This is a genomic window from Aureimonas sp. Leaf454 (genome assembly GCF_001424685.1).
Classification (GTDB): domain Bacteria; phylum Pseudomonadota; class Alphaproteobacteria; order Rhizobiales; family Rhizobiaceae; genus Plantimonas.
Window position 1 is genome coordinate 262,631 of sequence record NZ_LMQT01000001.1, and the last position, 12,341, is coordinate 274,971.

10 protein-coding genes are annotated in these 12,341 nt (G+C 66.6%); 6 read left to right on the plus strand and 4 right to left on the minus strand.

The genetic code is table 11. The annotated features are described in order from the left end of the window. Positions 1-31: 31 nt before the first annotated feature. Positions 32-2,527 (minus strand): EAL domain-containing protein, encoded by a 2,496-nt coding sequence (locus ASG43_RS01190; RefSeq protein WP_056499373.1) that lies wholly within the window; start codon positions 2,525-2,527, stop codon positions 32-34. 449 nt (positions 2,528-2,976) lie between these two features. Further along, positions 2,977-3,591 carry a hypothetical protein gene (locus tag ASG43_RS01195; protein ID WP_156386326.1) on the minus strand — a complete coding sequence of 205 codons (615 nt, stop codon included), beginning with the start codon at positions 3,589-3,591 and terminating at the stop codon, positions 2,977-2,979. Between the two features lie 215 nt (positions 3,592-3,806). On the opposite strand from ASG43_RS01195, the gene ASG43_RS01200 reads away from it, so the two are divergent. Continuing rightward, on the plus strand, positions 3,807-4,346 hold the full coding sequence (locus tag ASG43_RS01200; RefSeq protein ID WP_056499376.1) for a ferritin-like domain-containing protein: 540 nt from the start codon (positions 3,807-3,809) through the stop codon (positions 4,344-4,346). 73 nt (positions 4,347-4,419) lie between these two features. On the opposite strand, the gene uxuA is transcribed toward ASG43_RS01200, so the two are convergent. Then, on the minus strand, positions 4,420-5,634 hold the full coding sequence (gene uxuA, locus ASG43_RS01205) for a mannonate dehydratase (RefSeq protein ID WP_056499377.1): 1,215 nt from the start codon (positions 5,632-5,634) through the stop codon (positions 4,420-4,422). Between the two features lie 52 nt (positions 5,635-5,686). Beyond that, the gene (locus tag ASG43_RS01210) at positions 5,687-6,406 is read right to left on the minus strand and encodes a GntR family transcriptional regulator (protein WP_056499379.1); all 720 of its coding nucleotides are present in this window, start codon (positions 6,404-6,406) and stop codon (positions 5,687-5,689) included. 126 nt (positions 6,407-6,532) lie between these two features. Between ASG43_RS01210 and uxaC the strand changes: the two genes are divergently transcribed. The 5 genes from uxaC to ASG43_RS01235 all read left to right on the plus strand — a co-directional run bounded on the left by uxaC (position 6,533) and on the right by ASG43_RS01235 (position 12,337). Next, positions 6,533-7,933 (plus strand): glucuronate isomerase, encoded by a 1,401-nt coding sequence (gene uxaC / locus ASG43_RS01215; RefSeq protein ID WP_056499381.1) that lies wholly within the window; start codon positions 6,533-6,535, stop codon positions 7,931-7,933. An 87-nt stretch (positions 7,934-8,020) separates the two neighbouring features. Next, the gene (locus tag ASG43_RS01220) at positions 8,021-9,199 is read left to right on the plus strand and encodes an extracellular solute-binding protein (protein WP_056499383.1); all 1,179 of its coding nucleotides are present in this window, start codon (positions 8,021-8,023) and stop codon (positions 9,197-9,199) included. Positions 9,200-9,466: 267 nt separating this feature from the next. Further along, on the plus strand, positions 9,467-10,579 hold the full coding sequence (locus ASG43_RS01225; RefSeq protein WP_082490521.1) for an ABC transporter ATP-binding protein: 1,113 nt from the start codon (positions 9,467-9,469) through the stop codon (positions 10,577-10,579). Beyond that, a complete protein-coding gene (locus ASG43_RS01230; protein WP_244487943.1) occupies positions 10,576-11,487 on the plus strand; it encodes a sugar ABC transporter permease in 912 nt (303 codons plus the stop codon). Before ASG43_RS01225 ends, ASG43_RS01230 begins: the two co-directional genes overlap by 4 nt. 4 nt (positions 11,488-11,491) lie before the next feature. Then, the gene (locus ASG43_RS01235; protein ID WP_056499386.1) at positions 11,492-12,337 is read left to right on the plus strand and encodes an ABC transporter permease subunit; all 846 of its coding nucleotides are present in this window, start codon (positions 11,492-11,494) and stop codon (positions 12,335-12,337) included. Positions 12,338-12,341 lie beyond the last annotated feature (4 nt).

Consider the following 12,341-nt stretch of genomic DNA (forward strand, 5'->3'; position numbering starts at 1 on the left):
CTGAAATTCAGCGGTCCACGTGGCGTGCCGATCAGGCGGGCGCGAAGGACCCGACGAGCGGAACGCTCCGGGCGCGCACGATCCGCGATGCCGGCTCGGCGGCGGCGAAGTTCATGAGGAAATGCGGCAGGTCGCCGATCGGCCGCGGACGGCTGAAGTGATAGCCCTGCATTTCCTGGCATCCTTCCGCGAGAAGGATGGCGAGCTGCTCCTGCGTCTCCACGCCCTCGGCGATGACGGCGATGCCCATCGCCCGGGAGAGCCCGATCACGGCCCGGACGACGGCGATGTTCTCGCGTTTGGAAAGGTCGCGGACGAAGGACTGGTCGATCTTCACCTTGTCGAACGGGAAGCGCGAGATGTAGCCGAGCGAGGAATAGCCCGTGCCGAAGTCATCCATGGCGATGTGGATGCCGAGCTTGCGCAAAGCGCTGAGCATCTCGAGAATGGCGTCGGTGTCGTGCAGCAGGACGTTCTCGGTGATTTCCAGCTGCAGGCGGGACGGCTTCAGGCCCGTCCGCTTCAGCGTCGACACGACGTCGTCGTAGAGAGTCGCGCTGCGGAACTGGGCCGGCGACAGGTTGACGGAAACGCTGAAATCGAGAGGCCAGTCGTTCGCCTGCCGACAGGCTTTTTCCAGAACCCAAAGCCCGATCGGTTCGATCAGGCCGATTTCCTCGGCGATGGGAATGAACTCGGCCGGCGAAATCGGCCCACGCTCGGGATGGCTCCAGCGCAGAAGAGCCTCGAACCCGGTGACGCGGTGGGCCGCGACATCGACGAAGGGTTGGTAATAGAGCTCGAACTCCCCCTTTTCCAACGCCAGCGCGAGATCCGTTTCGGTGCGGCGCCGCTGCAGGACGGCTTCCTCCATCGACGCCTCGAAGATGCGGAACACGTTGCGGCCCTGTCCCTTGGCCGCGTAGAGCGCAAGGTCGGCCTTCTTGATCAGCGCGTCCGCATCCGCGTCGCCGCCGCCGGACCTCGCGGCATCCGTCACGATTCCGATCGACACGCCGACATTCACCCGCTGATGCGTGATGTCGAGCGAGCGGGCGAAGATCTCGATGATCTGCTGCGCCAGGACCTCGGCCGCCTTGGGTTGCCTTTTCTTGGCCGTCTGCACGATGGCGAATTCGTCGCCGCCCATGCGCGCGACGATGTCGTCTTCATCGACCAGCGCGCACAGGCGCTCGGCGACGATGCGAAGAAGCTCGTCGCCGGCCGCATGGCCCAGCGTATCGTTCACGAACTTGAAGCCGCGAAGATCCAGCGTCAGCAGCGACGATCCCCTGGACCAGTTTCCGTTGGCGATGGTCGCCTGCAGCCGGTCCCGGAGATGGGGCCGGTTCGGCAGGCCCGTCAGCACATCGTGCATCGCCATGTGGTTCATCCGCTCGACGGCCCGATGGCGCTCCGTCACGTCCTCGAAGGTCATGACGCTGCCGCCGTTGGCGATCGACTGGCGGTTGACGGCGATCATGCGGCCGTCCTCCCCCTCATGGGTCGAGAAGGCGCCATGCGACGACTGCAGCAGGCCCTTGAACTGGGGAAGTTTGCCGAGCTTTCCGATGGTGAGGCCGAGTTGAACGGATCCGAACATCGCCTCGAACCGCTGATTGACGATCACCAGCTTATGTTGGCGATCGAACATGCAGAGCCCCTGCGTGATGTTGTTCAGGGCAGCTTCGAAACGGGCATTGTGAAGATCGATCTGTCCGTCGAAGGCGGTCGCCTGCACGGCCGCGCGGCCTTCCAGCTGCCCGATCTGGCGCGAGAGACTGTCCTGCATGTCCGACAGCGCCGACAGCAATTCGGCCGTCTCTCCCGTGCCTCCGGTCCGGATGTCGTTGTCGAACTTTCCGCCGGCGATCGACCGCGTGATCGCCATGGCGTTCCGCAGAGCCGGCACGATCGCCCAGATCAGAAAGAGCGTGATCGCGAGGGCGAGACCCGCCGCGATGCCCATGCCGATCCAGGTCCGCTCGACGGTGGTCGACACGAGGTCGCCGACGTCGCGGCGCACGCCGAAGGCATCGGCCTTGAAGATCTTCACCGCGCTGTCGAGCTGTGCGTTGATGTCCTGGAACTTGCGCAGCAACAGGCGTCCGGAGATCTTGCCCTCGGCGGCGCTCATCCGGGCGAGTTCGCTGCGGATGTCGTCGGCCGACTGCTTGCCCTCGGGCGAGATCGCCCCGAGGCTGGCAGTCGAAAGATCCGCCATGATCCCGGCGACCTCCGAGCGCAGGAACTGCGTCTGCTGAAGGCTGAGGCCGTTGGAAGGCGAAACCGGGGCTCCGGCCCCGTCGCCAGTTCCCGCTCCGGCGTCCAGCCGCAGCCCGACCTCCATGCGGATCATCGACGCCTGGGCGGAACGAAGCGCGCTCGTCGAGATCAGGGCGTCGTCATAGATGCGGACCGCCAGCGTCCCGATCTTCTGCTGCGCGATCTGCGCGAGGTGACCCACGACGAGCGTCATGAAGGTCAGGCAGAGACAGCAGGCGAAGACCTTCAGCTTAATCGACATCCGGCACCCGGCCGCGACCGTGCGGTGGCGATGGAGGTGCGTGCAGGGCCTCGGACGTCAAAGGTCCCGGACGGAATATCGCGATCGGTGGGTCTTCGTCATAGGTCATTGCGCACTCTCGACCCAATGCGGGTTTGGAGCCACTGTGACGACGATCTGCCAATACAATATGAATCCCACGACCGTAAATCGCGGGTGCGCTTCATGACTATTCGTTCGGCCCTTCGCAGTCCGCCGATCGCGACGACCGCCCGTCCGTCAAGATGTCAGGTCCGGAACTGACGTCGAACCACGAAAGCAGCGAGTGAGCATATCGCTCTGCGCTTGTGCCGACTTTCGTTCAAAGCAAACTGGGCGCTATAAAAGGCGACGTGCCACTAGAACTCGAAAAGAAACCTCGCCGCCTCCCCGGCGGCGAGGTCCATGGTGACGTGAAGGATGCGGAGCGGTCAGTTCGTCGCCGAACGAGCTTCCTGCAATGCTGCCATGCACGCGGCTTCATCCCCGCTTTTCTGGGCCGCACGCGCCTTGTCGAGAGCAGCGGTCATGGCCGGGCTCATCGACGACGACGCGTCCGTGCTGGCCGTCGTCTCGGAACTGGTCCCGCCGCTCGCCGTCGACTGCTGCGCCATGGCGTCCTGGTCGGAATTGGCGACGCCGGTGCTGCCCTGCCCGGCCTCGGCGGCGAGGGGTGCCGTCGTCCCGTCCTGGATGATCTCTCCGCCGCTTGGCGCAGGCGCGCTGGATCCGTCCGCCGCGGTCTGCGTGTTCGACTCGAAATTCGTCGTCGTTCCCGAGCTTGCCGCACCGCCCGTGCCGGCATCGGCGGACATGGCGGCACCCGCATTGCCGGTGGCGGCCGCCGCATCGGCCGGCGCCGTCGCACCGGTTGCCGTGGCCGTCGTGCTCATCGGCGCGGCGGACCCGTCCTTGGCAATCACGCCGCCCGCCTGACCCATGCCGGATTCCAGAGATGCGAGGTCTGCTGCGCAGTCGGCCTTGGCAGAGGTTGCACCGAGCGCGACAACGGCACAGGCCGACAGTAGAATTCCACGAAGTCTCATCGTCTTCCTCCCAATCGTTGATGCTCCCGAACGGGACCTTGGAAACATCAGTTCCCGCCTGACGAAATGCTGCAGAGCGAGTTTGGATAGCTGGGCACAGATTGTCGAAGCGCGTTTGCTTCCAGCGCATCGACTTTGGCGCTTCGAGGGATGAACGGAATCGCAGACGTGTCGTTTCGTCGCCATCATCCATCACCAACCGAGTGGAGTTTCAGATGGCCAAGACGAAGACGTTGGAGGATGCGTTCTACGAGACCTTGAAGGACGTGTTCTACGCCGAGAAGCAGTCGGTCCGGGCTCTCAAGAAGTCGGCCAAGGCGGCGCAGTCCGATGCTCTGCGCGATGCCTTCGAGACCCATGCCGAGGAAAGCCAAGGCCAGGTGGAACGCCTGACCCAGGTGTTCGAACTGATCGGCAAGCCGGCGCGCGGCAAGACCTGCGAAGCCATGCAGGGTCTGACGTCCGAGATGGAATCCGATCTCGAGGATTTCGGTGAGACCGAAGCTGCGGACGACGTCCTGATCGGTTGTGCCCAGGCGGTCGAGCACTACGAGATCGCGCGCTACGGCACGCTGAAATCCTGGGCGACCAAGCTCGGCTACGACGAGGTCGCCGAGCTTCTCGGTCAGACGTTGGAAGAGGAAAAGAAGACCGACGCGCTCCTCACGGAGATCGCCGACCAGGCATCCTCCGTCGGCGGTGCCGCGGTCGAGAAGACCGGCAAGGGCGACAAGGGCAGCTCCAAGGCCGCTTGAGCCTCGCGATCCCGCGCGAGAGGAGAGAGGGCGCCTCGTCGGTGACGGGGCGCCCTCTTCGTTTCGTCCGGTGTCAGTCGCCGGGGCCGGCCGATGGCAGGACGTCGGGATGAGCCGCCAGCGCCCGCATGATCCCTCGAAGTTCGGCAAGCCCCCTCATCCGGCCGATGGCGGGATAGCCCGGCGTCACCTCCTTGTTCAGATCGTCGAGCATCCGGTGGCCGTGGTCGGACCGGATCACGATCGACTGTCCTCGTTCCCGCTTGACGTCCTCGCGCATCAGTTCGCGCAGCACCGCCACCATGTCGACATCGCCGTCGAGATGCGCCGATTCATGGAAGCTGCGCGGGTCGGCCTCGCGTTTCGTCGCCCGCAGGTGAGAGAAGTGGATGCGCGGTGCGAAGCGGCGCACCATCGCCGGCAAATCGTTGTCCGGGCGCACGCCGAGGCTCCCCGTGCAGAAGCACATGCCGTTGGCGGGCGACGGCACCGCATCGAAGAGCGCGGCATAGTCGCTCTCGTTCGAGGCGATGCGCGGCAGGCCGAACAGCGGCCGCGGGGGATCGTCGGGATGCAGCGTCAGCCGCATGTCGAGAGCCTCCGCCGCGGGCGTGACGGCCTCCAGGAATTCGATGAGGTGCTGTCGAAGCTTGGCGGCGTCGACGTCGCGATAGGATTGAAGCTTGTCGCGGAAGCCCGGGATGGTCATCGGCTCGGTGGTCGATCCCGGAAGGGCGCTGGCGATGTTGCGCACGAGATCGGAGACCGCCTGCTCGTCCATCGCCTCGAAGGTCGCCTTCGCGCGGACCTGTTCGTCCGCCGTATAATCCCGCTCCGCGCCCGGTCGCTGCAGGATATGGAGCTCGAAAGCCGCGAAGGTCTCGAAGTCGAAGCGCATCGCCGTCGCGCCGGTGTCGGTGACGAAGTCGAGATCCGTCCGGCACCAGTCGACCACCGGCATGAAATTGTAGCAGATGATCTTGATGCCGGCCTTGCCGACATTCTCGAGGCTCGCGATCCAAGCCTCGATGTCCGCCTTCGCCGCTCCGCCCGTCCGCTTCACCGCATCGGGAATGGGGATGCTCTCCACCACCGACCAGGTCAGCGGCACGCGGCCGGCCGGCGTCGTCTCGATCATGTCGCGGCGCGCTTCGATCGCTTGCGTGCTCCACACCTGTCCGATCGGCTCCTCGTGCAGTGCGGAAACGATATCGCTCGCTCCCACCTGCCGCACGTCGTCGAGCGTGACGGGAGCCTTCGGCCCGAACCAGCGCCAGCCTTGCCGCATGGATGCGTCTCCTTCTTGGAATGGATCGTGGAACCTGCGGCCAAGGCGCCGATCAGGCGAAATAGGTGGGAAATCGGCCTCGAAGTTCCGCGACATCGGGTATGACGGCGCTGAGATGGTGGTCCATCGCCGTCTTCGCCGCGTCCCGGTCCCCGGACACGATGGCATCGCGGATGACGACGTGCTCCGCCATCACGCTCTGCATCCGGCCCAGCACCGGGAGCGTCAGGCGCCGCGCCCGGTCGATCTGCACCTTCACCTGCATCAGCAGCCGCCAGATCCCGGGATGGCCGGCGATGGCCGCGATCTCCGCATGGAACGCCTCGTCCGCCTCGTGGAAAAGGCCGACCTCGCCGTGTTCGGCGGCCATCCTCTGGCGCAGGATCAGACCGTCGAGCCGAAGGGCCCGGCGCGGATCGTCCGAGGCTGCCGCGGCCTCGACGGTGATGGCCTCCAGCGCCTTGCGCACCAGCACCGCTTCCGGAATGGCGTTCACCTGGACGCGGGAGACGAAGGTCCCCGACTGCGGGAAGACGTCGACGAGACCCATCTCGGCCAGTCGGATCACGGCCTCGCGCACGGGCGTGCGACTGACCTGGAAGCGCTCCAGCAGCATCTTTTCCTGGAGCGGCGTACCCGGCGGCAATGCGAGGGACACGATTTCGTCGAGCAGCGTCTCGAAGATCAGTCCTGCCGACGTCAATCGCTTGCGTTCCGGGACCGGGTTGCGCCGCGCGATCGCGACGGGAGCCGCCTCCTTCGCATCCGACATGCCCTGTCCCCTGCCACCGACAACCCACCCGCGATTGACATTCTAATATATCACTTGCTACGTCATGCCAAGGCCGCTGTCCGAACGCGACCGCTGAACCGATCATCGGACGGGAGGAGGACGAGGATGGCTTTGAACCGGGACCGGCTCCTGCCGCTCGAACCCGAGGCACGCGCCGTGGCACGGCGTCTCTTCGCGGCGGTCGAGACCCTGCCGATCCTGTCGCCGCACGGGCACACCGACCCTCTCTGGTATGCCGACAACCTTCCCTTTCCCGATCCGGCGACGCTCTTCGTCGTGCCGGACCACTATATCTTCCGCATGCTCTACTCGCAGGGCGTTCCGCTGGAGAACCTCGGCGTGCCACGCGTCGACGGCGGGCCGGTCGAAACCGATCCCCGTGCGATCTGGCGGCTCTTCGCCGGGCATTACGATCTCTTCCGCGCGACGCCGTCGCGCCTCTGGTTCGAGCATTCGCTGGAACGCGTCTTCGGGATCGAGGACCGTCTGTCGACCGCCAACGCGGACGCGCTCTACGACCGGATCGCCGAACGGCTGTCGGACGATGACATGCGTCCGCGCGCGCTCTTCGAGCGCTTCGGCATCGAGGCCATCTCGACGACCGACTCCGCCATCGACGACCTCGCCGCCCACGACCGCATCCGCGCCTCCGGCTGGACGGGCCGCGTCCTTCCCGCCTATCGGCCCGATGCCGTCATCGACGCCGACCGCCCCGACTTCGCAGCCTCGCTCGACCGTCTCTTCGAGTTGACGAGCCAGCCCCGCACCTATGCCGGATACCTCGAGGCGCATCGGCAGCGGCGGCAGTATTTCAAGGCGCGGGGCGCAACGGCCACCGATCACGGCCATCCCACGGCCCGCACCGCCGCGCTGGCGGCGTCGGAAGCGGCAACCCTCTTCGACAGGATCGCCGCCGGGCAGGCCGACCGGTCCGACACCGAACTCTTCCGCGCGCAAATGCTGACCGAGATGGCGCGCATGAGCCGCGACGACGGTCTGGTCATGCAGATCCATCCCGGCTCCTCGCGCAACCACAACGCGGACCTCTTCCGGCGATTCGGCCTCGACAAGGGCGCCGACATTCCGACCCGCACCGATTATGTCGGCGCTCTGAAGCCGCTTCTCGATGAGGTCGGCAACGAGTCCGCGTTGACGATCATCCTCTTCACGCTGGATGAGACGGCCTACACGCGCGAACTGGCGCCGCTTGCCGGCCATTATCCCGCCCTTCGCCTCGGCCCGGCCTGGTGGTTCTTCGACAGCCCCGAGGGCATGCGCCGCTTTCGCGAGACGACGACGGAGACGGCGGGCTTCTACAACACGGTCGGCTTCAACGACGACACCCGCGCCTTCCTCTCCATTCCCGCCCGGCACGACGTCGCCCGGCGCGTGGACTGCGCCTTCCTCGCCCGCCTCGTCTGCGACGGACGCCTCGACGAGGACGAAGCGCAGGAGGTGGCTCACGATCTCGCCTACCGGCTCGCCAAGGACGCGTACCGGCTCTGATGCGCCAGCATCTCTGGCCATCGACGACAGGATGAAACCGGCCCGCGGACGGGAGACCGCGACGGGCCCATCTCGGGAGGAACGAACATGCCCATCACGCGCAGACATCTCATGACCAGCGCCGCCGCAGGCCTGGCCGGCGCCACTCTCTTCGGCGGCAAGGCCTTCGCCGCGCTCGCCAAGCCCTCCAGCCCGGTCACGATCACGGTCGTCGACGTCGCCGGCAATCTCGCGCTGACGCAGGCCGCCATGCAGCGCTACACCGAGTTGAAGCCGGAATGGGCGAGCCGCATCGCCTTCACCAAGGCGCCCGCGCCCGAACTCCCCGCCAAGCTGAAGGCTCAGCAGAACGCCGGCCGCCTCGACATCGATCTCGTCCTGACCGGCACGGATGCCCTCTCCGCCGGCCTCGACCAGGATCTCTGGACCGACCTCTCGCCCTACAAGGCGGACCTGCCGAACCTCGAGAGCGTGCTCATCCCGCAGGCTTTCAAGATGCAGGCCATGGCCAAGGATCGCGGCGTCGTCGTCTCCTACTACCCGTCCGGCCCGCTGATCGAATACATGCCAGACCGCGTGCCGACGCCGCCGACCTCGGCCGAGGAACTTCTCGCCTACACCAAGGCCAACCCGAACAAGTTCATCTACGCCCGGCCCTCCAATTCCGGCCCCGGCCGCACCTTCCTCATGGGCCTGCCCTATCTCCTGAAGGATTCGGACCCGCGCGATCCCGAGAAGGGCTGGGACAAGACCTGGGCCTATCTGGAAGAGCTCGGCCAGAACATCGAGTACTACGCCTCCGGCACCACCCAGACCATGCGCGAGCTCGGCGAGGGCACCCGCGACATCGTCGTCTCCACCACCGGCTGGGACATCAACCCGCGCGTGCTCGGCGTCGTGCCGGCAGAGGCCAAGGTCGGAACGCTTGCCGGATTCCACTGGGTGACCGACGCCCATTACATGGTCGTGCCGAAGGGCGTCTCCGACGAGAAGCTCGCCGTTCTCCTCGACCTCATGAACTTCATGCTGACGCCGGAAAGCCAGGCCTACGCCTACGACCAGGGCTACTTCTACCCCGGCCCGGCCGTGAAGGACGTGACCCTCGCCATGGCGCCGCAGGAAAGCCAGGACGCGATCAAGGAGTTCGGCCGCCCCGAATACGACCAGTGGATCGCGGAGAACCCGCTGGAGACCCCGCTCGACGCCGACAAGATCGTCGCCGCCTTCCGCATCTGGGACGAGCGGATCGGCGCCAAGAAGAGCTGACGGCCGGCTCGGCGAAGGGGCGCCGTCCCTTCGCCGGCCCCGTTCGCGGATGCAGCCCTCGGTTTGAGCCTGTCGAGGAACGAGGGCGCCGGCCTGCGACGGCAGCGCGCCGCACCCGTCCCCCGACAAGCTCCCAATGACGGTGACGCCGAGACGCCGGCCGGCATCGAGACCTGAAACCGACCGCGCCTCGACGGTGTCGAAGCCCTCATCCCAAGACCTGACGAAGCCTCATCCTGAGCCTGTCGAAGGACCGGAGCCACCGCCATGAACGCTCATTCCGCCGCCGTGAATCCCACCGCTCCGCTCGGCTCGGCCCGGACTGGAGGGGGCCGGCTGGAACTCGTCGGCCTGCGACGCTCCTTTGGAACCTACAATGCCCTCGCCGGCATCGACCTCGCCGTGGAGAAGGGCGAGTTCATCGCGCTTCTCGGCCCCTCCGGCTGCGGCAAGTCGACGGCGTTGAACTGCATCGCCGGCCTGCTCCCGCTCACCGGCGGCGAAATCCGCCTCGATGGACGGCGCATCGACGAGCTGCAGCCCGAAGAGCGCGGTTTCGGCATGGTGTTCCAGAGCTACGCGCTCTTTCCCCATATGACGATCCGGAAGAATGTCGGATTCGGTCTCGCCATGCAGGGCGTCGCGAAAGCCGAGGCCGAGGAGCGCATCGACAGGGCGCTCGATCTCGTCCGCCTGCGCGACCAGGGCGGCAAGCTCCCCGGTCAGCTCTCCGGTGGCCAGCAGCAGCGCGTCGCGATCGCCCGTGCCATCGTCATCCGCCCGCCCCTCGTCCTCATGGACGAGCCGCTGTCGAACCTCGACGCCAAGCTCCGCCTCGAGATGCGCGCCGAGATCCGCGCCATTCACGACGCGATCGGCTCGACGACGATCTACGTCACCCACGACCAGGACGAGGCGCTGTCGCTCGCCGATCGGATCGTGGTCATGAGCCAGGGCGTCATCCGGCAGGTCGGCAAGCCGGAAGACCTCTACGAGCGCCCGAACCATCTCGACGTCGCCGACTTCATGGGCTTTCGCACGAAGATCGAAGGCCGCGTCGTCGAGACCGCCTCCGGCCGCACGATCGTCGAGGCCGAGGGCAGCCGCTTCGCGCTCGACCGTTCGACCGACGCCCCCGCGGGCGCGCCGATCACCCTTTCCATCCGCCCCGAGGATCTCGTCGCGGCTCGCTCCGGCGACGGCCTGAAGGCGACCGTCCGCTCCAGCGAGTATCGGGGCCGCGCCTATTTCGGCGTCGCCCAGCTCGCGGGCGGCGCCAGCGTCTACTTCCGCAGCGACGCGCCGGTCGCGAACCGCGAGACCGTCGTCCTCGCGCCCGATCCCCAGCGCACGCTCCTCTTTGCGGACACCGCTCGATGAGCGGCGCCATGGCGTCCGCCGCTCGGACCGAGCCGCGAACCTCGCTGCGCACCCGCCTCGCCGCCCGGGGCTTCGACGCGACGACGCTTCTCGTCCTGCCCGGCCTCCTCTCCATTCTCGCGCTTTTCGTCTATCCCTTCCTCTACGGGCTGGTGGACTCGCTGACCCCGGAGACGGGCGCCTGGTACGAGAACTACCGCCGCTTCTTCTCCGACCCGTTCCTCTACAACACCATCGGCGCGACGCTTTGGCTCGCCCTGCCGGTCACGATCCTGAACCTCGCGCTTGCCGTGCCGATCGCGTTTCGGGTCCGGCTGATGCGGCGCCAGAAGCTCCTGACGATCCTCCTCGTCCTGCCGATCACGCTCGGCACGGTGCTCGTCGCCGAGGGACTTCTGAACTTCCTCGGGCCGCAGGGCTGGTTCAACCGGACGCTGATCCTCGTCGGCGTGCTCGACACGCCGCTGCGCCTCACCAACAATTACTGGGGCGTCTTCGCCTCGCTCCTGATCACGGGTTTCCCCTTCGCGTTTCTCCTGACGCTCTCCTATGTGTCCGGCATCGATCCCGCGATCGAACAGGCGGCCGCGACGCTTGGCGCCAATGCGTGGGAGCGGTTCCGCTGCGTCTTCCTGCCGCTCCTGGTGCCGGGCCTCGCCGTCACCTTCTGCCTCGCCTTCGTGCAGGCCTTCGCGGTCTTCCCGTCGGCGGTGCTGCTCGGCGCGCCGGCCGGCCCGACCCGCGTCATCTCGATCGCGGCCTATTCGGCGGCCTTCGAAGAGTACAATCACTCGCTGGGCTCGGCGATCGCGATCATCATGGGCGTCGTCCAGCTGTTCGTCGTCCTCGCCGTCCTCGCACTGCGCCGCCTGTTCTATCGCGGCCCCACCGGCGGAACGAAGGGTTGAGCTCATGATCAGGGATCGCGGTCTCGGCTCCAGGCTCTGGCGCACCGGCGTCTGGGCCGTCACCATCCTCTTCGTCCTGAACCTTGTCGGCGTCATCGCCGCCGTCGTCACCAATTCGCTCGCCACCCGCTGGCTGGGCACTTGGCTGCCGACGGGCTGGACCACGCGGTGGTATTTCGACGCCTGGCGCGAATTCCAGCTCACCGACGTGCTGCTCGTGACCTTCCAGATCGTCTTCCTCGTGACGCTCCTGTCCGGCCTCATCGGCATCACGACGGCCTATGCGCTCGCCCGGCGCGAGTTCGCGGGAAAGCGCTTTGTCGTCCTCGTCTTCCTCCTGCCGCTGCTCGTGCCGCCGCTCACCTACGGTATCCCGCTGGCGACGCTTCTCTATCAGGTGGGCCTCGGTGGCACCTTCTGGGGGGTCGTCATCATCAACCTGGTGCCCTCGATCCCGTTCGTGGTGCTCGTGATGATCCCCTTCATCGAGCAGATCGACCCCCGCATCGAATCGGCGGCCCGCGTCTTCGGCGCGCGCACGGGCAGTCTGTTCCTGCGCATTCTCCTGCCGCTGCTCCTGCCCGGCATGCTGGCCGCGCTTCTCCTCGTGCTGGTGCGCACCATCGCCATGTTCGAGCTGACCTTCCTCGTCGCCGGTCCGACGAGCCAGACCCTCGTCGTCTCGCTCTATTATGCGGTCTTCGCCGCCGGCGTACGCGCCTCGCAGTCGATCGACGCGATGGCCGTGGTCTATATGGTAACGACCCTCTTCTGGCTGGTCCTCGCGCTTCGCTTCGTCAACCCGACGCAGATCGTGGCGCGCGCCAAGCAGCCCTCCAACGCACACTGAGACG

What these genes read in the sequence shown, in the direction of transcription:
- ASG43_RS01200 (WP_056499376.1), top strand. Translation starts at nt 3,807, where the DNA reads ATGGCCAAGACGAAGACGTTGGAGGATGCGTTCTACGAGACCTTGAAG.
- uxaC (WP_056499381.1), top strand. Translation starts at nt 6,533, where the DNA reads ATGGCTTTGAACCGGGACCGGCTCCTGCCGCTCGAACCCGAGGCACGC.
- ASG43_RS01220 (WP_056499383.1), top strand. Translation starts at nt 8,021, where the DNA reads ATGCCCATCACGCGCAGACATCTCATGACCAGCGCCGCCGCAGGCCTG.
- ASG43_RS01195 (WP_156386326.1), bottom strand. Translation starts at nt 3,591, where the DNA reads ATGAGACTTCGTGGAATTCTACTGTCGGCCTGTGCCGTTGTCGCGCTC.
- ASG43_RS01190 (WP_056499373.1), bottom strand. Translation starts at nt 2,527, where the DNA reads ATGTCGATTAAGCTGAAGGTCTTCGCCTGCTGTCTCTGCCTGACCTTC.
- ASG43_RS01225 (WP_082490521.1), top strand. Translation starts at nt 9,467, where the DNA reads ATGAACGCTCATTCCGCCGCCGTGAATCCCACCGCTCCGCTCGGCTCG.
- ASG43_RS01230 (WP_244487943.1), top strand. Translation starts at nt 10,576, where the DNA reads ATGAGCGGCGCCATGGCGTCCGCCGCTCGGACCGAGCCGCGAACCTCG.
- ASG43_RS01210 (WP_056499379.1), bottom strand. Translation starts at nt 6,406, where the DNA reads ATGTCGGATGCGAAGGAGGCGGCTCCCGTCGCGATCGCGCGGCGCAAC.
- ASG43_RS01235 (WP_056499386.1), top strand. Translation starts at nt 11,492, where the DNA reads ATGATCAGGGATCGCGGTCTCGGCTCCAGGCTCTGGCGCACCGGCGTC.
- uxuA (WP_056499377.1), bottom strand. Translation starts at nt 5,634, where the DNA reads ATGCGGCAAGGCTGGCGCTGGTTCGGGCCGAAGGCTCCCGTCACGCTC.